The organism is Bradyrhizobium cosmicum (assembly GCF_032290525.1).
Lineage (GTDB): Bacteria > Pseudomonadota > Alphaproteobacteria > Rhizobiales > Xanthobacteraceae > Bradyrhizobium > Bradyrhizobium cosmicum_A.
This window is the reverse complement of the sequence record NZ_JASXTA010000003.1, coordinates 63989-85002: the sequence shown is the minus strand read 5'-3', so window position 1 is coordinate 85002 and position 21014 is coordinate 63989. Positions and strand designations below refer to the sequence as shown.

The following is a 21014-nucleotide window of genomic DNA, read 5'->3' as shown; positions in this document are numbered from 1 at the left end:
CCGCGATGAATCCCGCTCTAGGGGGCCTTCTGCAGCGCAAGGAAGCAGAGTTGCGATGGAAGCTCACCAGTCTTCCGGAGGAATTGAACGAATGGCGCCAGCGCGCAGCGATCGAACACTCCCTGCAAAAAAATCACAGCCAGATCAGCCTGCTTTCGCTTCGTATCGAAAGGCTCCATGCGGTGGTCAAGGCCGAGTTTAGCCAAGCCGTCGGCCGCGGTGAACTGTGGCTTCGGGCGACCAGCCTTGAAAAGAAGACGTTGATCGTTCATAGCATGTGGGATCAATTTCGGAGCCGCTTGTCGCTTCGTCTGGTTTCTCCGTTCGATACTTACCTGGCCCTCGCCGATGCATATGCCAGGGAATGCTATGAGCCGGTCTATCGGCAGTTACGCAATATTGCTCCCGATCAGCTATGTCCCGCCCCCTTGGTTACGTTCGATCAGCAGGTTTCCCCGTGGATTAAGCCTGACGGCGACACCCCGCAGCCTGACCAAGAGGGAAGCGGGCTTTTAACCGCGACACAGTTCCAAGACGCGCTCGACCGGCTACCGCTTACGCTGGTTGGAGTGCCCTGGTCCTATCTTACATATTTGCCACACATGGCACTGCTTGCGCATGAGCTTGGTCACGCCGTCGAACGCGGCGCCGGACTCACCGCTCGACTGGATCAGGCGATCGACGACGCCGCATGCGACACGGAGGAGCGTCGGGCGGGCTGGAAGGCCTGGCGCAAGGAAGTGTTTGCAGACTGGTACGGCTGCGCGATGGGTGGGCCGGCCTTTGTCTGGTCCCTGGCCGAATATCTCGCAAGCGATCAAGGACAAATCCACCGGCAAACGCGACCTCACGAGAATGGCAGTTGGACGCCATACCCCACCGCAACAGTACGAGTCTTATTCTGCTGTCATGGTCTGCGGGTCATGGGCTTTGAAACTGACGCGAGCAGCATTTCTGCGTGCTGGTCGCAGGCCTATCCAGAGAATTCTTTGGAAGAGTTTAGTCGGGACTTTGAAGCGGTCGTGAACAGCTTCTGCGAAGTGTTCGATCCAAGGCAGCCGCAATTTGAGGGCTTCCGACGCCCAATGCGGGATGTTGCCACCATCATGGCTAATGTCTACCGGCAAGGCGGCGGGCTGCCTGCTCACGAACCAAAGCCGGCCCGCACCTATGTCGCTGCAGCTCGCCTGCTCTTGCAAAATCCGCCCGTGAATGCATCACTGCCAAGCGTCTGGCAAAAACTTCGTGACCATCATCTCACGACACGACCTGGCGGTGTGGCAGGAGCTACGCCAGCGCTACCCGATACGGACGATGCGCAGGACTCTGCTGAAGTCGATCGTCTCGCAGCGATTTTGTTTGCAGACATTTGATACGGGCCAGTATCTCATTGGCCTTGCGGCGGCATGTCATTTACTCGGAGACGCACAGCCGGGTCGCCGAATAAGACATAGTTCCGCGCATCATTCCGCGCGACCCAGCGATTGGCGAGAACTCCCTCAGACACCTGCAATGGATCGAGATCCCGCGCGCGCTCCATGTCGGCTAGTTCCCCGGAGAGGACCGACCAGCGCAGGTTAAATTGATCCGTAGCTTGGCCGAGCCGTTCTCCTTTTAGGATCCGAACCATAACGTCGCGGAATTCCTGCACTAGCGGCACGCTGCGGCCACCCCGAAACGAATAGGACCAAGCGCGGTCGACATGCGCCAATACCGCCAGGGCACCCGAAAGCAGCAGACGTTGTGGCAACCGGGCTGTGAAAGGCGTACTCGCAATCTTGATGGGGCGACCTAAGACATCCCGTCCGTAGTCGTCGAGGACAGGGCAACCGCCGCTGTAGCAGGCGAAAAAGAAGTGGATCAAACCGCCGAGCGTGGTCTTTTCATCCACGTCGGCCGCCGAATACATCATATTCGCGCTGACCGGGCCTCCTTTCCAGTCTTGGCAAATGATCGCTCCCTGCCGTTCCAGCTGACCGGGGGCATCGCACGGTATCGCCAGCCCGTGGGAGCCAGTGAAAAGCAGTGCCGGCGGGCCCCCGTGATCGCCGCGCAACAACGACTTCAGATTAGCTTTCGTCGCGTCTTCGCCAAGCAGCGGCTTCATCTCGAATCGCTGTCGAGTACCAAGCGGCTTAACGTACGCGTTGCCGTTCACCAACGGCTGTGCAACCAGGTCATGTAGCAAGCCAGTTGCACGATCGCCCAGGTTTTTTGGTGCGAAAATCGCGACGTCGCGGCGTTGTTGAACAGCGGGGGCTTGCTCATAATCGATGACGTGTTGAGCATACTTGCGGTAGCCCTCGGCATCGTCGAAGTGAAGACGACCTACACCCCAATATGTATCGAGCTGGTACTGGAACTCGAAGGGAATAACCGAGGGAGGCCCAACAATCGTCAGGTAAAACGGCACCCCTAAATTGGGATCGACTACGGAAAAACCAACATTGTTCTTGGTAAGCCAAGAGCGCGCCGTATCGCCTTGTCGGTATCCCTTGTCGCCCTCGAAAATCCGCAGGAGATGGGCAGTCCGGACCTGGCGCGAACGATGCTGGATCAATGGCTGCAGCGCAGCCCGCACCGCCGAATCTGATTTTTCGGCGAAGATAATGCCCCAACCTGCCTCGGTAAGATTGTTGGCATCGATGTCCGATACGGCGAGCTTCTCGGATGCTCCATCGGCCGCGCGTTGGATGACTTCCCTCGGCGGCGCTTCTATGCCTGACAGAACGCGTCGATCGAGCGGGGCCAGTGACTGTCCGCTTTCCCAGATGCCTATGGGCAAGGGCAATTCGTCGCTTCTGTCGGTTTCGATCTCATCATCCATGGGTTATGCCATCAAGGTTATTTTCCCGCGCCCGTTCGTACCGCTTCCCATATGGCGTGCGCTACTTCGGGCCCATCAATCGCTGAGTGTCCTCCGACATATTCGGTTGACTCCAAATTATAGATGCCGCCGGACCGGAACGCGTATGGTTCCGAGGCGGGAAGCATCACGATATCCTCGGCTTCTCGCACGCCTTGCATTCCCCAAGTCCCGATTCCACCAAATATCGGGAGCCGCTGCCCATCGAACGCCACTTGCAGGGCAATCCCCACCGCCAATGGATACAGCGTTCCGACAGCTCCATCGTGCTTAGAGCGCGTTATGACGATCGGCCCGCACACGGCCGGGCCGCGTAGCATGGAGTTGAAATATCCCGGTTTAGCGACCACCTCGATGAAATCCGCGAAAGCCCACAGCGACACGGCGCCTTGGATCAAGACCACGGACTCCACGGGACGCGCCAACCTTGCGGTCCCTCCGGGACCGCCTAGAATGGATGACACGACGATGCAGCCAAAGCTGTGTCCAATAAGATGAATGCGAGCGGCCGGACATTCTCCCTGGAGCGCCCTGCAGAAGGCATGCATTGCGTTCTCTCCAAGCCTCCTAGCCCTCTTTTTCATGGTCCAGAATGACAATTGGCGCAGCGGCGAGAGCAAGCCTGAAAGCACTGCTGACTCGGCAAAGTCGTCGCCTAGTTCTTCGGATACCTCAAAGGCTGCAACCGGGTCGAAATCCACGCCATCGCTGTCAGGAGGAGCGTCGAGCCCTCCGCTCTCGTAGCCGATCAGCTGGCTCAGTTCCCGATAGGCCCGTGCCACATGCTCGGGCATTTGCACGGCACCGGCGTTTTTCTGGTGTTCGCGAAATATGGTACCCAGCAATTGACGAATGTCCTGCGAGCCGTTGTCGAAGAATTCGATGTATTTTTCCAGAATTTCTTCTTGCGACGGATGCTCCGCCGAGAACGACGTCGTGCCGAACGTTTCCTCGCCGAATGGAAGGCTTGGCCAATGCAATCCGATCCATAGCGGCCGGAAATCAGTACCCATGGCGCGCAGGTCGTCTTGCCGCGCAAGCATGGCGCCGAACCAGCGGTCGTATTGCGCCTTTGCCCCCGGAAGATCGCCTTTCCAGCCATGACTGGACAGGAAAATATCCGTGGGTCGATGGTCGCGTATTTCGGATAGGATGCGCGCACTCAAGAAGGTATGCGTGCCCGCACTTGGATCTTTGAGCTCGTCACCATCTTTATCGAAGCCGACGAGCCAATAAGATGAAACCGATCCAGGAATTTCACAGAGCGGCATGGAGTTCTGTTCCCGACACTACATATCGACGGTTGGTGAATACGAAATAAGAACCGGACAAAATCTAGGTGAGGCATCTGCGCGCACGTGGCTGATCATAAGCACATCCGTAACGTGTGTCGTGACATTTTATGCGCTCAAGGTTCGATATTTAGCCTCTGATCGCGGGTAGCTCCCCAGCATCGCGTATCTTTGCAAGAGAAAATAGATATCAGGGACATTTGTTCGCAAACACCTTCCTCGGGAAGATCCCACGAACTCGGCGACCCGATTTGCGGTCATCGGCGTCTCCCTACCGATCTTCCGGTGCATCTTCGAGACATCGGCGCTGTCCAGCGCGTCGAGCTTGCGGGTCGCGGATTGAGCGTAGCGCAGACATCATCAGCCAGCGCAAGGACTTGGAACGCGTCCGGCGAGACCTGGATCGAGCGATCCAATCCATCCTGGATGGTGCGCCTGGCGCTCAGCTCAAGGACAAGATCGGTGGTCTTGAAGCCGGCAAGGCAGAACTAACTGAGCTGCTGGCGAACGCCGATGAGCCCCCGGCCCTCCCGCATCCGAACATGGCGGAGATCTACCGCCGCGGATCGGCGCGCTCTATGAGACCCGCCGAGTGGTTTCGAGCATATGCTTGCGGCAATACATGACCTCGCCAATGCGCGGAGCCTATCCTGGCGCAGGCATTACGATCGGCCCAGCCATCGTGTTCGCCTACTGCGATCCACAGCATCCTGCGATCGGCTCACCAAGGGCAAAAGGCCGCGGCTTCCGGAGCGTGACCGTCACGTAGGCAGTTTTCGGTTGCCTGGCGGTACGTAGTAGATGGGAAATCGCGAACGCGGCGCGCTATCGCAACATGCTCGTTAGACAAGACCGCCTCGCGAACACCATCTGCCACATTATCTGCCTTCGACCGCCTTGTCGATGAGGAAGTAAGCGTTGCCAACGGGTATCGCGCAAGAGACGATCAAATCGCGTATAGCCTTTAGCGCTGCCGATTTCAGACGAGGCGGCCGATATACAGTCCATTATTGAGGATGCCGACGCCCCGCTTCGGGTTACCATGGATCGTTGATGGCCCCCATTCCGTGCCTTGCGTCCCGGGCATGCCTTCCTTGTTCAACCCAAAGGCAATCGCGCGGGACTTGCCGGCAATGTAGTCCGCAAAGATACGGCGCATGACAGCGGCTTCCGCCTCGTTGATCGTCCGATCGCCGCGGATCGGCTCGCCATTTGGCGCGAAGTGCTTCACCACGTCATAACCGAAGCAGCCCGCCACCGGACTTGCCGTCCCCGACGCGACCGCGCAGCCCGCAGCGCCTCTTGTCTGCTAAGTCCTTTAGGAAGAGCGCGTTCGTCGTGCCCTTGAGACCTACATGCAGATGCGTCACGTCACCTTCCGACAGCGTGACGATGCCACTCCGCTGAACGCCACACGCTTGAAGAGCCCAGCAATGTCTTCCTGATCGCGGCTCAGACGAATTATGGCCTCGGCCAACACGACGACGAATTTGCCGCGCATTGCATCGCCGATCAGTTACTTAATGCCGGGGTGCACAGCGATGCGCCGGAGATCGCGCGCTCGATATAGCTGTGTACGACTGTCCAGCCTTTGCTTTTGGGCATGCAGGCGGCAGAGCCGCAACTGATCCGCGATCGAGGCGTCTCGCTGATTGTCCGATGAGTAGCGGACGCGGAGCGCAATCTTTATGAGGCAACCTCCTTACTCCGGGAGGCGGTCTCGCGTCCGGTTGTCTGTTTCGGCTCGAACGCAGTCCCGCGCGGCCTGTCGTGCCAGCAGAACAGGGACGTCGCGGTGGCAACCCCCAGCACCCTAAACCGCCATCTTCACCCGCCGGGATGGAAAACGGTTCCACCAACTTTGCGCTCAAATGAAAACACGGCTATATACCTAGATATAGCTCGGAGGCATAGGATGAGCAACCGCGCGCAGAAGAGAGCCATCGAGAATTATCGGACGCGTTTTAGTGAACGCGGCATCGCGCGATTCGAGATCCAGGCGCTCGACGCCGACCCCGCGATCTACTCCGGTCCCTTTCCCGGAAGTTGACTGAGGAGGGGCCGGAAGCCGGGCAGCTTCGCCGGACCATACAGCAGGCAGTGGCGGGCGACCCTCCGAAAGCGGGTGGTATTCTCGCCGCGTTGCGTCACTCATCTCTGGTTAGCGCGGATCTCGACCTCAACCGGCCGCGAGAACAGGAGCGTAAGGTCGATCTGTGACACGCTACCTCCGTGATGCCAACATCATCAGCAACGTCATAAAGCCGGAGCCGCCGGGCTCGCTGCTGGCTTGGATGGGAGCGCAGAAGGACGACGACCTCTTCATTGCTTCGCTTACCGTTGCGGAAATTCGCCGCGGTATTCTGGAGAAGCCGCGCGGCAAGAAACGTGACGCACTCGACAAGTGGTTCTCTGGATCGGAAGGACCACAGGCTCTGTTTGCAGGCCGCATCCTATCGTTCGACGACAAAGCGGGGCTGATTTACGTGGTCACCATCATGACGGCGGCCTTGCAAAGCAGCGACATGAATGTCGAGCGAGCGGAGTCGGTCTGGGCGCCGCGCCGATGACGGACTTCCTGACAGTTACGCTGCCAGTCGCTGGGCGACAGTTCCTTGAGCGTGGCGCGGCTTGCGAGGTCATAGGCCTACGACCGCAACTGCGAGACATCGTGCAGGACGGTTTCCGGGACTCTCCAGAATATCCCAGGTTGCGCGTGCTTCTATCCAACAACAAACGGGCCTCACGCTTGCAATCCGACAACCCGTGTTGTGAATACGACGCCGGGCCCAAAAGAAACGAGAATCCGGCCGGAACCTGAGTGGCCCAAGTCCTGCAATGCTCTCCGTGGCAGCAAAGGTTGCCGAGTGCAGCGAACGGATCCAAAGGTTTGGAGCGATGCGGATTACCTTCTTTGATTTCGGAAGCTTCCGCGCGCGCTTCAGCTCTGCTTCGTTGCGCGATCGCTCCAATCGCAGGTATCGAGAGAGGTGCAATCATGTCATCCCAGAAAGGGCAGCACGCGTCGATTAAGCTCGTCGCCCCAGAAGACCGCTCTAGGGTTCGTGCTATTCTGACGGTGGCTTTCGCGATGTGTCCATTCTTGAGGTGGTTGTATCCCGAGCCAGACCGCTTCTTACGTCACTTCGCAGGCTTTCTCGACTATTATGCCGGCGATCCGTACGCAGATCGAAGTGGAGCGTATTTCGACAGCGGCGATACAGGGGCGCTTCTGTGGTTAACCGACAAAGCGCACCGCGATGATGCAGCAATGATGAAGTTCTTACTCGGCAGTGTTCCAGACTACAGACGAACGGAAACAGAAAAGGTATTCGAACGGTTCGACGAGTATCATCCAAAGGAGCCGCACTGGCATTTCACCATGCTGGGCGTCGATCCCATGCATCAGCGATCCGGGTTAGGAGGCCTTCTCTACCGACACGGTCTCACCATTCTGGACAAAGCGAAAGGACTGGCATTTACAGAAGCCACCAGCCTCAGGGCGGCTCGCCTGTATGAGCGCTTAGGCTGGCAGATCGTGGGTGAAGTTCAGATCGGCAGTTCGCCACCGGTTTTCCCAATGCTCCGCCCGTCTTCTTAACGGAGGCACCGGCGAGCGGGTCGAAACAGAATGGTCTGCCCGCTCGTCCCGCATCTCAAGTGCGGACCGCTGCGAGGCGCTCGTGAAGCTAGAATCCCAGAACCTCAAACGACTTGATGAACTATTTTACTCCATGCAGGAGGCGAACGCATGCTTTCTGGGCTACCCCTTCGCGAAGGACTTCAATTATGAGCCGTTGTGGCGCTTCCTGAATTTTAGCGGAAACAATGCCGGAGACCCCTTCGAACCAGGGACTTATCGTGTCAACTCCTATGCCTTCGAATGCGAAGTTGTTGATTTCTTCGCTCAGCTGTTCCGGGCGCCTGATTGCGGTTTCTGGGGATACGTCACCAACGGCGGAACTGAGGGAAACATCTATGGGCTGTATCTCGGCCGCGAGCTTTATCCAGATGGCGTGGCGTATTTCTCGCGGGACACGCACTATAGTGTGAGCAAAGCGGTTCGTCTGCTCCGGCTCGAGTACGTTGTTGTGGATTCGCAACCAAATGGGGAAATTAGCTATGACGATCTAGCTCGAAGGGCGAGCGGTGGCCGCAATCGCCCCGCCCTGATAGTCGCGAACATAGGTACCACAATGAAGGAAGGTAAAGACGACACGTTAAAAATCCGCGAGGTCCTGCGGGATGTCGGAGTTAGCCAGATCTATATCCATGCCGACGCGGCATTATGCGGGCCATACGCTCCAATGCTTAGCCCAAAGCCGGCCTTCGATTTCGTGGATGGAGCGGACTCAATCACTGTCAGCGGACACAAATTTCTCGGGGCGCCGATGCCGTGCGGTATCGTTCTCGCGCGTAAGTTAAACGTGCAACGTATTTTGCGCGCGATCGACTACATCGGCAGTTCGGATACGACACTGAGCGGATCGCGAAATGCGTATACCCCGATTGTCCTCTGGTACGCGATCCGTTGTCTCGGTACTGCGGGGATCAAGCGTGTGTTCCATCAATGTGAGCAACTGGCTGCCTACACAGCCGATGAGCTTAACGCCCGAGGTGTCAGCGCGTGGCGTAATCCCGATGCGCTTACCGTCGTCTTTCCACCCGTCGAAAGAGACATCAAAGCTAAATGGCAAATTGCCACTCAAGACGTTAGCCATGTGGTGGTGACGCCTGGCACGACCAAGCGCCAACTCGATACGCTAATCGAGGCGATCGCGGACAGTGGCAGCTGATGTTGTGGAGCTGCGGAGTTTGTTCTGCTTGCGATCGGGGCCTAGGCTTCAGCAATGATGTGAGGACGTTCGCCCCGCCTCCCAAGTTCTTAACGGGGCATGTGGGCCGACCTTCATGCCCGCTACCAGATCCATGACGCTCAAGAGTGGGTGGTGGTATTCTGGGCGTACATCGACGCTGCCCGTAATGAGAGGCTGTAGTCGCCCACTGCAAAAGGTATGCGGTAGATGTTGATGCTCAGTGCAACTCCGATCACGTGTGGCTCACTACGAAGTTGCGCGATACCTAGTAGCGCTTGCACCTGTTTAAGTCACGATTTCGGATCGCAGCGTATTTGCCCGGAACCGAAAGTAGAAATGTCTTCGTGGCAGAATCCAGGTCGGCTAAACGTAGGGCGCAAAAAGGTGTCTTGCACAACCAAATGCGGCGGGTGATCTGGATTGCGTAGGACCAGGCGAGCAGATCAAGAAGCGCGTGAGAAAGTCATCACGGGAGGCTTGTCTCAGCAGCTCTTGCCTGCCACCAAGGGCGCGTCGAAGTTGTCGATCGGTGAGAGGATGGGCGATTCCATTCGGCACGTCCGGCTCGAGCGCGGGCTTAAGCCTGGCGATGTCGGATCAGCGACAGGTATTTCCAGTCTCGATGCTCAGTCGTTTCGAAACGGGGCGATCCACGGCCAGCCTGGTGCTGCTCGAACGTATATGCGCCGCGCTAGTTGTCGACCTTTCAACCTTATTCAGCGAGATCGAACGATCGAAGGGGGAGGCTCAACTCATCACAGCCGTCGAGTGTCAATCGGCCCTTTAATTGCGGATTGATGTCAATTCTCTTTTGAAGCCATTCGGCAGGACGGGAGCGCTCGACCCGTCGGGAGCGGGTCGGGGTTGCGGAGACGGGGCGAGCGCGGCTGGTAGATCGATAGCCAGCTCGGTAGTATTGGTCGATTGGCCGTCACGTAAATCGCAATGCGATCAGTTGCCCGTCGCTGGGGTCATGGTCCTTTCCGAGGTCGCAAGCGCCTCATGATGATGTATGGATCGGGTGCCTCATCGTTTGCAACGGCGTGCGGACGAGCCGCCACCAGCCGATTGACCGAGGTCACCACGACCACCGTCCCAGCGGGACATCGCCGGCCCGGTGGACCGGGCCAGGAAAGAGATATAATTCGCAGCTACATGCATTGCGGGAATCTGATTACGGAAGACGATGAAATTTACGAGGATGAAGACGGGCTGTTCGAGATTGGAAGACGCGGCGGACTGGCTCTTAATGTGCTTCTAACTCTTCAGAAGTTTTCGGCTCGCGATATATGCTCGCTGTCTCTTCACGATTTCAACGCCGTCGTTGCTGAGCAGTATCGAGACGACCGATTGAAGGAAACGGTAACCCTAGGCTGTTGGTAAGAGCGAAGACAAACAACACCGGCCACACGATACACGCGACTACGAAGCTTCCGCGTTGACGGGATACCCACAAACACTTTGCCTGGGAGAGGAGAAAGAACATCACCGCTTCCGCGATGAATCCTGGCGAAGACAACAGAATCTTGTCGGGCAGCGTGCTGCCTCGAGTCCAAGCGAACCAAGCATTGATCCCTAATCCGACTATTCCCAGACTGTAAGCCAGGATGACCACGGCGTAGTTAGTCTTGGGTGTCAATTTGAGGTCTACAGCCCCTTCGGGCAGAGCTGGCCGAGGAGGGAAGTAAGGCGTTAGTCCCCTAGTCTCGTGGCCTTCCGCAGGCTCATTCTTTTGTAGTGTCAGTATGGGTGCCTGAGGCACCAGTTGACCTGCCCCTGCAAATTTCCTCCACGGGGAGTTAGAGTCCGGCCTTCTCAAGGACGGACAGATGAAGCGAGCCAGGTTTACTGAGGAACATATTATCGGCGTGCTGCGGGAACATGAGGCTGGTGCGAAGACCGCCGATCTCGCGCGCACGATCTATTCTAACAAAGGTTGCACGTTGAAATGTTTGCAACATGGCGCTAAGTCGTTGATTGTTATCAGAGAAATGGTGCTGCCAGACAGGATTGAACTGTGACGGCTGGCGGCCTTCATACTGAAACCGTTGAGGATTTTCACCTCGCCATTGTCGACTGTGTATCAGTACGGTGAGCAGTTGTCACGGCTCCGGCGTAAGGAACGCCAAGTCGCAGTCAAATCAACGCCCGGAGTTAGCTTCGACTTTCCCTGCGGCGCCATACCCGGACCAAAGGATGAGGGACAGGGCCATTTGCCTCACCGGAACCCTGGGGTACAAGGGCAACTTCAAGTCGAGCGATTCGTTCATGCACGTTTCTGTTTTGTTTAGCGGTGGGATTGACTCAACCTCTTGTATCCACTTCTTCAGGAGAAGTGGGCACGAAGTGCGTGGCATTTTCATTGACTTTGGGCAGGCGGCGGCGAAGCACGAGCATGCGGCCGTTGATGTCCTGAGTGAGCAGCTCGCAGTCCCGGTAATCAAAATTAGAGCGTCATCTCCGACCAAGTTTGGCGCCGGAGAGCTTATTGGCCGCAACCTATTTTTGATCGCAAGTGCACTTCTGCTTGGAAACTGCCACGATGGGATGTTGGCGATCGGGATTCATTCTGGCACCCACTATTACGATTGCTCTCGCTCATTTCTCTCTCGCGTCGAAGTGCTGGCACAGGAGTGTTCTGACGGACGTGTTTCGATCGTTGCCCCCTTCGTCGATTGGTCGAAGGATGACGTCTATAGTTATTTCAAGGCGGCAGAGCTGCCGCTCAATGACACTTATAGCTGCGAGACGGGTACGGTCCCCACGTGTGGTACCTGCGCTTCATGCAGAGATCGTGTGAGGCTTTATGCTGGCTAGCCGTCGATTTCTGCGAATAGGCAACGCGCCGTCGATAAAGACCCCGCTTCTGCTGCCATCTTTTTCAAGCAAGGGCTTTCCCAACGTCGCTAAGATCTTGCAGACGATGGAGGAGTATATATCGGATGAAGTCCTCGTCAGCGCCTATGATGTCTACAAGGATCACATAAAGCCGCCTTTTGATTTCGCGTCCGCCATATTTTTGGATAGTGGCGGCTACGAGGCATCCAAAGAGACCGAGCTGTCTGACACGTACGAGAAGGAGTATTCCGGAAAAGAGTGGTCTCTCGACAAGCACCAACAAGTCCTGGCCCAATGGAAGTCTAGCTCGCCAACAGTTTGTGTTAGCTATGATCATCCTAACGATCGCTTGCCCACCGGACAGCAAATTGAACGTGCAAAGGCGATGGTATTGCCTCCAGGAAACAGCGCACGTGCACTGTTGATAAAGCCCGAGACTGAGACCTCCAAGCGCCTGCACTTAGAGAACATACTCCCTACCGTCAAACGGATGGTGGGCTTTGCAGTAGTGGGCGTTACAGAGAAGGAGATTGGTAATTCCACATTGAGCCGGATGATCAACGTCGCCAAGCTAAGGAAAGAGCTAGACGCCCACCACCCCGGCGTCCCAATTCACGTGTTCGGCAGCCTCGATACTATCTCGACCTTCATGTACTTCTTAGCGGGGGCGGACATTTTCGACGGATTGACGTGGCTGCGCTATGCATTCTCCAACGGCGATACCGTGTACAGGCATCACTTTGGAACGCTGTCGCTACCAATCACAACCAATTCGGACATCGTCGAAGGCAGGTGTTGGACGAACAACTATCAGTACATGCAGGAGATGAGACTCAGTATGATCAAGTACGTTGCCGATGGCCGCTTCGATCATTTTGGCAGGCATCATGAGAGTCTGAAGAGAGCGTACGACGCAATGATTGCCGAGTTGGGAGGGGCCTAGCATGGGTGGTGGTGGAGGCGGCGGCCCGTTTGTTAATAGAACGCCCGAGCAACTTCGTCAGCAGGTGCGCGAAACCGAAGATCAGACTGCCATTAAGGCATTCGAGACTCAGCTTGGCGGTCTTCTCAATGAACTCCTTTCATCGGCAAACAGCAGAGACATCGATAAAGTCAGAGACCGTCTTGACGAAATAAAGGACGCGCTAGAGGGGACGCTCGAAACAACCGTCGATTCCTTGTTTGGTGGTTCGGTAGCGAAGCACACCTATGTTGACGGGCTAAGCGATGTCGACTCCCTGTTTATCTTCGATGATCCAGACCTACAAAGTTCAAAGCCGTCAGAGGCCATTAAAGCCGTTGCGGACATACTGTCGAGCGAACTCGGAAGCGACGTAAAGGTGAGTTCGGGCAGGCTTGCCGTGACAGTGACATATCCGGATGGACAGGAAATTCAGCTGCTACCCGCATTCAAGACGGCCGAAGGCTTGAAGGTCCCTTCCTTTACGAGGGACGGTTGGTCTGGCATATCGCCCGAGAAATTTCAGGCCGCGCTCACCGCCAGAAATGAGCAGTGTGCCGGGAAGCTTGTTCCGACGATCAAATTGGCTAAGGCAGCTATTGGCGCCCTGCCAGAGCAACAACGACTGTCGGGCTACCACGTAGAGAGCCTAGCGATTGCTGCATTTCGCGATTACGAGGGCCCTAAGACGACAGCGGCGATGCTTCCAGTCTTCTTTGAGCGAGCGCGTGAACTGGTGACCTCGCCGATTCGGGATAGCACGGGGCAATCTGTGCATGTGGATGCTTATCTAGGCGACGCCGGTAGCCCTGAGAGGGTCGCCGCCGCGCATATTTTGGGACGCATCGCAAAGCGCATGCGAAATGCGAGTGCCCATATGTCGAGAGAGCAGTGGGAGGCACTTTTCAGTACCAATGACAATTGAAGCAGATATCGGCTCACGAGAAGAAATCGAGCGCATACGCCGTGTCTCAGATCAGCTCTGCACCGCGCACGCTGCTTTGTCCGATAGGTTTAACCGGCGAGCTCTACTACTGGATATCGTTGTTTTGGTGTTGTCGGCTCTGGTGACCGCGCTAGCGTTTGTCGACCCGAAGCTACTCCACCCCGGCATGCTTGAAGCTCTAGATCCCGCATTCGTAGTGGGCGTTTTTGGCCTAGTGGTGTTTTGCCTTACCTTAATCCAATCGAAAACTGATTGGCGTGGCCGCGGAGAGGCTCATAAGCGCAGCTTCACGATGTACGCGGAGGTAAAGAGAGAGGCCGGCTACTTGCTCGCCTCGTCCAGCGACATTCCCCCCCGTGAATTCCAGCGCCTTGCTGCCCGATATGATATGGCGAGTGACGTTGGTAGCGGCGTGCCGGAATCGGAGTTTCTTCATCTGAAGCAAAAGCACCTCACGAAAGTGGAGATCAGCAAATTGCTCGACAAAAAGCCCGGAGCGAGTATCTGGTTAACAAAATTGAAGCTCTTGATTCGCGATAATTGGCCATGGTCAAGCTAGAGGCACGGCAGTCCGAGCTTGTGGACTATTATCTCGCCGCGAAGTGTTGGGTCGAAGGTTCACCCTTTGTACAAGAAGTCGAGTATCAGAAGCGGATCGTGAGCGAGGGCGCGGTCTCAGAGACTGCCTTCCTTCGTGAATATGCCTGGGTGGTGCTCAATTCGGGCTTTCGAGAGGCTGTTGTCAGGAAGCACTTCAATTACATCTCACTGAGCTTCTGCGACTGGGAGTCAGCTGAAGTTATAAGCCAAAACCGAGATGTTTGCGTGAGGTGTGCATCGTCGGTCTTTAGTCATCGAGGTAAGCTCCAGGCTATCGGTGACACTGCAAGCTTAATTGCGCGAAATGGATTTGACTGGCTGAAGCAACGTCTTGAGCTGGATGCGCTGGCGACCTTGAGATCGCTCCGATACATCGGTGATGTTACCAAGTGGCACTTGGCGAAAAATATTGGTCTAGACGTTGCCAAGCCAGATCGACACCTCGTCCGCGTAGCTGAGCGGTTTGGGTATTCGGACGTTCATAGAATGTGCCACGAGATAAATGAGCAATGTGGAGATCTTGTCTCTGTTGCGGATTTGATCCTCTGGCGATTTGAGGAGCGGGCGGCGCGTTGCAGTGGGCGCTCTCATCGGACGACCTGAATAGTAAGGGGCGGAGCCGCTGGGCTCGGTTAGACGGCATAGATCAAGTGCCCGCTGGAAACTTGATCATTTTGAGAGGGCACCAAAGGTTGCAAAGCTGCTCAGCTCGTAGCATGGTCAATTATTATTGTTGTGAGTTTTGAATGCTAGACGTCATTTCCTTTCGTAGCTTAGTGGCCAAGACGCAAAGTCCCGCGTGATTCGCTCTGATCTTAACCAGCTCTATGAGCTGCTCTCGCAGCTGAAGGATCATCGTGGGTCAATCTCCGGGCTCACCTCGGGCGGCGGGCGCCATGACCGTAATCGGCCGCGCCCTGCTACGGTTATCATCGCGGCCCGATCAGCGCTCCTTCCGCGACGCGCGCGCCATTGCGCTCGAGCCGTTCTACGAAGGTGAAGAGTAGTTTCAATCCGCGGCCAGAGCCTCGGAGACCGCGTCTCTCAATGGGCGGCAGCTGGCCGCCCGTTCGTCTCCTGAATCGCTCGGCCCATCACCCTGCTTCGCCTTACTGCTTGTTGGTAGTAGGGTGAGTTAATCTTTAGAAAATATCGCTCGGGCAAAACAAGCGTTGAGAGTCACATTGCGAGAGCCGAGATGTTCGGGTGCTGTGGAAGTCGCTCCTTTGCTACTCCGCCGCCCGACATCACCAACATGTGGCTTCTCTCCAACCCGAGAAGGCAACCCGGCGGCTTAAGACGACACAATCACACGCTCGAGCGCTTTCGCCCGCGCGAGTTGGCTTGGTGCCTCGAACCTCGCCAAGACGGTTTCGACCGCTTCTCCCGCCAAATTCGCGATGAAGTTGTCTATCTGCTCTCGGCTCTGGAGAGCGAGCAAGGGCTGTGGCTCAGAGAGGAAATCGAAGAACGCGCTTCCGATCTTTGCGTTGACGGCAGCGGCGGGGAATAGCAGCTCAGCATGCGTTTTGTATTTTTCATCACCTAGAAGCAGCCGGGTAACTTCCGTAGCTGCCTCGGCGCGATGGCCCCAATGCGTGTTGAATTGATCCTGCAGCCATTCGTACGTGATCTTGTCCTTGTGCTCCTTGAGCGCTCGGATCAGAAGCACGGATTGGATGATTGCATTCTGCGCGCCCTGGCCGCCAAGCGGATCTAGGGAGACTGCGGCATCTCCGATTGCAGCAACAGCGTGTCCGCTTTTGGTGCGGGCTACGGCGCGTCGAACAGTCGGCGGGACTGCGCCGAGAAGCCAGGAGTACGGATCCTCCCGCAGAGGCTCCAGCTGATTGATCAGCTCCACATCTTCAGGAAAATAAGTCGCGAACAGCTTCACCACGGCGTCACGCGCGCTCTGAGTATCGGTCACGGTGTTGAAGATATCGATCCATGGGCTGCCAGGCTTGGCGAACCCAATGAACGCTCGCGTGGCGCCGAGATCCTTGTGCAGATAAGGTCCGAAGAAGGTCTCGCCGAAATCGACATGGATGTTGAACCAGTTGTGCCTAGCGCCGTCCGAGCTGCGATAGGCGAACTGATGATCGGCACGATCCAGCTCCTTGAATGTTGCGAGCAGCAGGTGCCGCTGCGGTTCGGCGTAAACAGTGCGATCCGGGTCAACCGGGAATAGGGCCGACAAGCCGCCCTTGCCTGTCGCCACGAGCGTGAGATCGGCGTCCGCCGCAATCGCGTCCAGGTCTTCCGGGGTGACCGCGCGCACGACGAATTTGCCGCCTCGCGCCAGGAAACGACGGAGGCGATCGTCAGCACGGAGCCGGGTATCGACCGCCTGCGCCCGATAGTTGAAGGCACTGTCGAATTCGATAACGGGAGTTCGGGTTTCGCCGGTGCCGGAGAAGATCCGAACACTCATCCCGGTGCTGGTTCCGATGTCATAAAGATCCTCGACGACCTCGGCGTCGTATTCGAGGGATTTGCCGAAATAGACAGCCGTCCCCGTCGGAGGCACATCGTTGCGCAGCGACGCCCGGTCTCGATCGCTGTAAATGATGACATCAAATCCCGCATTGACAAGGCCAAGCCCGGCGGTTGTTCCGGCAAGACCTGCTCCGATGATCGCGACTTTGCGTTTGGTGTTGGACACGTGGCCCTCCTGAAGGAAGAATGACTCGGCGGCCGAAGCGGGGATCTGGACGTGCCTCGTCTCGATGCGTGATGCTCGCGAGAAAGCGGGGTGCTAGTTGCCCTGTTGTCCTGTCTGACGAACGCCAGCACTCCAGGCATACGGAAGCGTCTCGCCATTCAACTTGTACGCACCGATTGCGCGGAGCTTGAAGATCGCGGGATTGTGGGAAGCGATGGTACGTGCGTTACGCCAGTGCCGATCAATGGCGAGCTTCTCCGAGCTGAGAGAGGCGCCGCCTACTTCGAAAAGTGTGGTCACGGCGTCGAGCACGAGCTTGATAACGGTCACCTGCGCCTGCGCCGCCGCAAGTTCGGAGGCATCGAGCCGCTGAGGGTCCTGGTGGCCGCCATCAAACGTCCGCGCGAGCTCGTCGACCGCGGCGAGGACGGTTGCCCGTGCACCAAAGGCCGCGCTGAAGAGCTGACCGATGACCTGCTGTACCAGGGGATCGTTGCGTGGCAGGTCGGCGACAGCATGGGTGAACGTACGGGTTCGCGCCTTGATCCAGTCAGTCGTATCCGCCGCGGCACGTTTCGCAATCCCCGCGAGCGTGGCGAGCAGGATCAGCTGAACGTGGGCCGTTCCAAACACCCGGCCTTCCGTTCCATAGCCGACACCGATGATCCGGTCCTGGGTGACCGTGACATTTTCAAACTTCGTCGTGCCGCTTGCCGTGAGCCGCTGGCCGAAGCCGTCCCAGTCGTCCACAACATTTACGCCAGGCTGGCTGGTGTCGACAAGGACGCCAATTCGTTTGCCGTCCCGGTCGGCCGCGACAAGCAGGTGATCGGCGTAAAGTGTGCCAGTCGTGTAATACTTCAGCCCGTCGAGCCGCAGCGCGGCTCCTTGCGACGTGACGGCGGTCCGGTAGCGATCGACAGCACCAAGGCCCGGCTCGGTAACAGCGACGCCGACGAGCGCGCCGTTCGCGATGGCTCCGAGCCACCGCGCCTTGACTGCCTCATCCTTGTTCAGCTTCAAGTCCTCGACCAGGTTGAAGTGTGCCCGTAACGCCTGTGGCAGGTTGGAATCCGCGGCCGCAAGCTCGATCAGGAGGTCGAACGTCTGGCGCAGCGTGGCGCCGAGCCCTCCGAACTCGATCGGCACACGCAGCGCTCCGAAGCTGGCCTCCTTCAACAGTCTGATCTCCTCAACCGGCAGCGTGCGGCTTCGTTCGCGCGCCACGGCACCTGCCGCGATCGTTTCAAAGACCGGAGCGAAGCGCTTGTGAAGTTCGTCATTGCTGATGCTCGGTCTGCCTGGGTGAATGGTCATCGCACTGCGTCCGCTCGTTGTTTGAGTCCCTTGGAGGGACAGGGTTTGTTGTCTCGAAGAATAGTCTGCTCTCCTACGAGAGCCAGACTATATTTTTGCTTCGATAGAACACGATCGTTTGCAGCGGAACATCGCACGAAGAAAAATCTGCTGCGCGATCCGGCCGGTCGATGTTTCGAGAAATGAGGTCAACGCCGATTACAGAAGATCGCGATGCCGCAAACCCTTGCAACTCGAAAGGACTGTTCTCCGAGGTGCGATATATGCGGCGAATCGTGTCGAGACGCGATCGGGTCGAAGCTAGTTGTTGCGTTCGATCGCATTGGGTGTGCGGCATGACCAGAACTTGTGGCAGAGAATGAGACTGGGCCAAGAGCTGGTTTGTCACCCGCAACGAGATGCGACGAAAGATGCGTCTCGAAAACGACTGATAAACGCAATGGACGATTGATTGCGTTTTGTGGCGAGATGGCTGCGTGGATGAACAAGGGCGACGCGACGGAGACGTGTGAATGGCGCGACAGATTCGGTTCAATGCGTTCGACATGAATTGTGTCGGCCATCAGTCTCCCGGCGTCTGGGCGCACCCGCGCGACCGTTCGTACAAGTACAAGGACCTCGACTATTGGCAGGATCTCGGACGAACGCTGGAGCGGGGAGTCTTCGATGGCATCTTTATTGCCGATGTCATCGGGTATTATGACGTCTACAAGAACTCGCTATCCCACGCGCTTGAGCAGGCGGCACAAATCCCCGTCAACGATCCGTTGCAGCTGGTGGCGCCAATCGCGCTCGCGACCGAGCATCTCGGCATCGGCATCACCGCATCGACGTCGTTCGAGCATCCCTATACTTTCGCGCGCAGGCTCTCGACTGCCGATCACCACAGCAAGGGACGCCTCGGCTGGAACATCGTGACCTCTTATCTGGAGAGCGGGGCCAAGAACATCGGCCAGGGCGGGTTGCGCCGCCACGACAATCGGTACGAGGTGGCGACCGAATATGTCGAGGTTCTCTACAAATTGCTGGAGGGCAGCTGGGAGGAGGGGGCCGTCCTGCGTGATGCCGGGAAGCGGATATTCACCGATCCTTCGAAGGTCCACGAGATCGAGCACAAGGGAAAATACTTTGAGGTGCCGGGCTATCATCTCTGCGAGCCGTCTCCGCAGCGAACGCCGGTCCTCTACCAGGCCGGTGCGTCTGGGGCCGGCAAAGCCTTTGCGGCGGAACACGCCGAATGCGTGTTCGTCGCCGCTCCGATCAAGCAGGTTCTGAAATCCTACGTGGCGGAGGTGCGACGGCTCGCGGTTGAAGCCGGCCGCGATCCACGCAAGATCCTGACCTACAATCTGGTCACGGTGATCGTCGACAAAACCGACGCGAAGGCCGAGGCCAAATTCAGGGAGTATCAGCAATACACCTCCTATGACGGCGCGCTGGTGTTCATGTCCGGCTGGAGCGGCATCGATTTCGGACAGTACGCGCCGACCGATCTGGTTAAAAAGGTCGAGACGAATGCGATCGTTTCCCTCGTGGATCATCTCGCGGGTGGCAGCAAGGCCTGGACCATCGAGGAGCTCGCGCGCTGGGGCGGCATCGGCGGACTTGGTCCGGTGTTTGTCGGTTCGGCGTCGACGGTGGCCGATATCCTGCAGGAGTGGGTGGAGGAGACTGACGTTGACGGCTTCAACCTCGCTTACGCGGTGACGCCGGAGACCTTCGAAGACGTGGTCAACTTGCTGGTTCCGGAGCTGCAGAAGCGCGGTGTCTATCCGACCAGCTATCGTCCCGGGACCCTGCGGGAGAAGCTGCTCGGAGAAGGGCCGTATCTGCCGTCGAGCCATCCGGCTGCAGCGTATCGCGACATCCAGGCGGTGAAGCGCCGCGCGGGCGAGTCGACGGTCGCGGCTCCGCGCCGGACCGTCGAAGCGTGATGCGCGATGGCAGAGCCCATTCTGCAGTTGCGTGACGTCTCGCTGTCGTTCAAGGGGATCAAGGCGCTGAATGCACTCAGCTTCAATGTGGAGCGAGGCGAGATCTGCGCGCTGATCGGTCCCAACGGGGCCGGGAAGAGCTCGCTGTTGAATATCATCAACGGCGTCTATCGCGCCGACAGCGGAAGCGTCAGCTTCGACGGTGAAACATTCGTACGCATCCGTCCCGCGCGCGCCGCGCATCTCGGGATTGGTCGGACTTTCCAGCACAATGCGCTGTTCAGGCATCTTAGCGTACTCGACAACGTGCTGGCCGGGCTCATCAGGCATAGCCGCACGACTCTGATCGAACACGCCTTTGGCCTCGGTCGCGACCGTAGCGAAACACGTGCGTTCGGCCGACGTGCGGACGAGATCATTAGTTTCCTGGATCTTGCCAGGCATCGCGATAGGGTTGTGTCGACGCTTCCTTACGGTGTGCAAAAGCGGGTTGATCTTGCCCGCGCACTAGTGGGACGGCCGAGCCTTCTGTTGCTCGACGAGCCCATGGCCGGGATGAACCAGGACGAGAAGCGTGAAATGAGCAGCTTCGTCCTGGAAGCGAACCGGTCCTTCCGAACCACTGTTGTGCTGATAGAGCACGATATGAGCGTGGTGATGGGCCTCTCCCATCACGTCGTCGTGCTGGATTACGGCCGCAAGGTTGGCGACGGCACCCCGGAAGAGGTGCGCAGGAATCCGGATGTGATCGCGGCCTATCTGGGCACGGTGCATTGAG

The 21014-nt window shown here is 57.5% G+C and carries 17 protein-coding genes and 1 pseudogene; 13 read left to right on the top strand and 5 right to left on the bottom strand.

What is annotated here, in order from left to right; genetic code table 11:
- The first annotated feature begins 5 nt into the window (after positions 1–5).
- Positions 6–1373: a hypothetical protein gene (locus tag QSV46_RS06525; protein ID WP_314948178.1), complete on the top strand. Its 1368-nt coding sequence runs from the start codon at positions 6–8 to the stop codon at positions 1371–1373.
- Between the two features lie 14 nt (positions 1374–1387).
- Here QSV46_RS06525 and QSV46_RS06520 read toward each other — a convergent pair whose 3' ends face one another.
- From QSV46_RS06520 to QSV46_RS06510, 3 genes are all read right to left on the bottom strand, one after another.
- Positions 1388–2827, bottom strand: a complete 1440-nt coding sequence (locus tag QSV46_RS06520) for a hypothetical protein (protein ID WP_314948176.1) — start codon at positions 2825–2827, stop codon at positions 1388–1390.
- A gap of 17 nt (positions 2828–2844) precedes the next feature.
- The gene (locus QSV46_RS06515) at positions 2845–4137 is read right to left on the bottom strand and encodes a hypothetical protein (protein WP_314948174.1); all 1293 of its coding nucleotides are present in this window, start codon (positions 4135–4137) and stop codon (positions 2845–2847) included.
- 1000 nt (positions 4138–5137) lie between these two features.
- Entirely contained in the window at positions 5138–5416 is a 279-nt protein-coding gene (locus QSV46_RS06510; RefSeq protein WP_314948172.1) for a recombinase family protein, read from the bottom strand.
- A gap of 657 nt (positions 5417–6073) precedes the next feature.
- On the opposite strand from QSV46_RS06510, the pseudogene QSV46_RS06505 reads away from it, so the two are divergent.
- The 10 genes and pseudogenes from QSV46_RS06505 (at position 6074) to QSV46_RS06460 (ending at position 14923) form a co-directional block, all read left to right on the top strand.
- Positions 6074–6378, top strand: a pseudogene (locus tag QSV46_RS06505) (hypothetical protein).
- Positions 6375–6728, top strand: coding sequence for a hypothetical protein (locus QSV46_RS06500; RefSeq protein WP_314948171.1), 354 nt, complete (start codon positions 6375–6377; stop codon positions 6726–6728). The pseudogene QSV46_RS06505 and the gene QSV46_RS06500 overlap by 4 nt, the downstream one beginning before the upstream one ends.
- Before the next feature lie 428 nt (positions 6729–7156).
- Positions 7157–7759, top strand: a complete 603-nt coding sequence (locus QSV46_RS06495; RefSeq protein WP_314948169.1) for a GNAT family N-acetyltransferase — start codon at positions 7157–7159, stop codon at positions 7757–7759.
- Positions 7760–7841: 82 nt separating this feature from the next.
- Positions 7842–8954 carry a histidine decarboxylase gene (locus QSV46_RS06490; RefSeq protein WP_314948166.1) on the top strand — a complete coding sequence of 371 codons (1113 nt, stop codon included), beginning with the start codon at positions 7842–7844 and terminating at the stop codon, positions 8952–8954.
- A gap of 1850 nt (positions 8955–10804) precedes the next feature.
- Positions 10805–10996, top strand: coding sequence for a hypothetical protein (locus QSV46_RS06485; RefSeq protein WP_314949271.1), 192 nt, complete (start codon positions 10805–10807; stop codon positions 10994–10996).
- Between the two features lie 175 nt (positions 10997–11171).
- Positions 11172–11792, top strand: coding sequence for a 7-cyano-7-deazaguanine synthase (locus tag QSV46_RS06480; protein ID WP_314948164.1), 621 nt, complete (start codon positions 11172–11174; stop codon positions 11790–11792).
- Positions 11782–12756, top strand: coding sequence for a hypothetical protein (locus QSV46_RS06475; RefSeq protein WP_314948162.1), 975 nt, complete (start codon positions 11782–11784; stop codon positions 12754–12756). The genes QSV46_RS06480 and QSV46_RS06475 overlap by 11 nt, the downstream gene beginning before the upstream one ends.
- A 1-nt stretch (position 12757) precedes the next feature.
- A complete protein-coding gene (locus QSV46_RS06470; RefSeq protein WP_314948159.1) occupies positions 12758–13699 on the top strand; it encodes a CBASS oligonucleotide cyclase in 942 nt (313 codons plus the stop codon).
- Positions 13689–14279, top strand: coding sequence for a hypothetical protein (locus QSV46_RS06465; RefSeq protein ID WP_314948157.1), 591 nt, complete (start codon positions 13689–13691; stop codon positions 14277–14279). The genes QSV46_RS06470 and QSV46_RS06465 overlap by 11 nt, the downstream gene beginning before the upstream one ends.
- On the top strand, positions 14267–14923 hold the full coding sequence (locus QSV46_RS06460) for a hypothetical protein (protein ID WP_314948155.1): 657 nt from the start codon (positions 14267–14269) through the stop codon (positions 14921–14923). Before QSV46_RS06465 ends, QSV46_RS06460 begins: the two co-directional genes overlap by 13 nt.
- A 691-nt stretch (positions 14924–15614) precedes the next feature.
- Here the strand turns inward: QSV46_RS06460 and QSV46_RS06455 are convergent.
- Entirely contained in the window at positions 15615–16985 is a 1371-nt protein-coding gene (locus QSV46_RS06455; protein ID WP_314948152.1) for a styrene monooxygenase/indole monooxygenase family protein, read from the bottom strand.
- Between the two features lie 93 nt (positions 16986–17078).
- Positions 17079–18302 (bottom strand): acyl-CoA dehydrogenase family protein, encoded by a 1224-nt coding sequence (locus QSV46_RS06450; RefSeq protein WP_314948149.1) that lies wholly within the window; start codon positions 18300–18302, stop codon positions 17079–17081.
- Positions 18303–18814: 512 nt separating this feature from the next.
- On the opposite strand from QSV46_RS06450, the gene QSV46_RS06445 reads away from it, so the two are divergent.
- Entirely contained in the window at positions 18815–20236 is a 1422-nt protein-coding gene (locus tag QSV46_RS06445; RefSeq protein ID WP_314948147.1) for an LLM class flavin-dependent oxidoreductase, read from the top strand.
- 6 nt (positions 20237–20242) lie between these two features.
- Positions 20243–21013 (top strand): ABC transporter ATP-binding protein, encoded by a 771-nt coding sequence (locus tag QSV46_RS06440; RefSeq protein WP_314948144.1) that lies wholly within the window; start codon positions 20243–20245, stop codon positions 21011–21013.
- Position 21014 lies beyond the last annotated feature (1 nt).

Coding starts and splice junctions, on each gene's coding strand:
- QSV46_RS06465 (WP_314948157.1), top strand. CDS start 13,689: ATGACAATTGAAGCAGATATCGGCTCACGAGAAGAAATCGAGCGCATA.
- QSV46_RS06485 (WP_314949271.1), top strand. CDS start 10,805: ATGAAGCGAGCCAGGTTTACTGAGGAACATATTATCGGCGTGCTGCGG.
- QSV46_RS06480 (WP_314948164.1), top strand. CDS start 11,172: ATGAGGGACAGGGCCATTTGCCTCACCGGAACCCTGGGGTACAAGGGC.
- QSV46_RS06445 (WP_314948147.1), top strand. CDS start 18,815: ATGGCGCGACAGATTCGGTTCAATGCGTTCGACATGAATTGTGTCGGC.
- QSV46_RS06525 (WP_314948178.1), top strand. CDS start 6: ATGAATCCCGCTCTAGGGGGCCTTCTGCAGCGCAAGGAAGCAGAGTTG.
- QSV46_RS06475 (WP_314948162.1), top strand. CDS start 11,782: ATGCTGGCTAGCCGTCGATTTCTGCGAATAGGCAACGCGCCGTCGATA.
- QSV46_RS06450 (WP_314948149.1), bottom strand. CDS start 18,302: ATGACCATTCACCCAGGCAGACCGAGCATCAGCAATGACGAACTTCAC.
- QSV46_RS06460 (WP_314948155.1), top strand. CDS start 14,267: ATGGTCAAGCTAGAGGCACGGCAGTCCGAGCTTGTGGACTATTATCTC.
- QSV46_RS06440 (WP_314948144.1), top strand. CDS start 20,243: ATGGCAGAGCCCATTCTGCAGTTGCGTGACGTCTCGCTGTCGTTCAAG.
- QSV46_RS06495 (WP_314948169.1), top strand. CDS start 7,157: ATGTCATCCCAGAAAGGGCAGCACGCGTCGATTAAGCTCGTCGCCCCA.
- QSV46_RS06515 (WP_314948174.1), bottom strand. CDS start 4,137: ATGCCGCTCTGTGAAATTCCTGGATCGGTTTCATCTTATTGGCTCGTC.
- QSV46_RS06520 (WP_314948176.1), bottom strand. CDS start 2,827: ATGGATGATGAGATCGAAACCGACAGAAGCGACGAATTGCCCTTGCCC.
- QSV46_RS06470 (WP_314948159.1), top strand. CDS start 12,758: ATGGGTGGTGGTGGAGGCGGCGGCCCGTTTGTTAATAGAACGCCCGAG.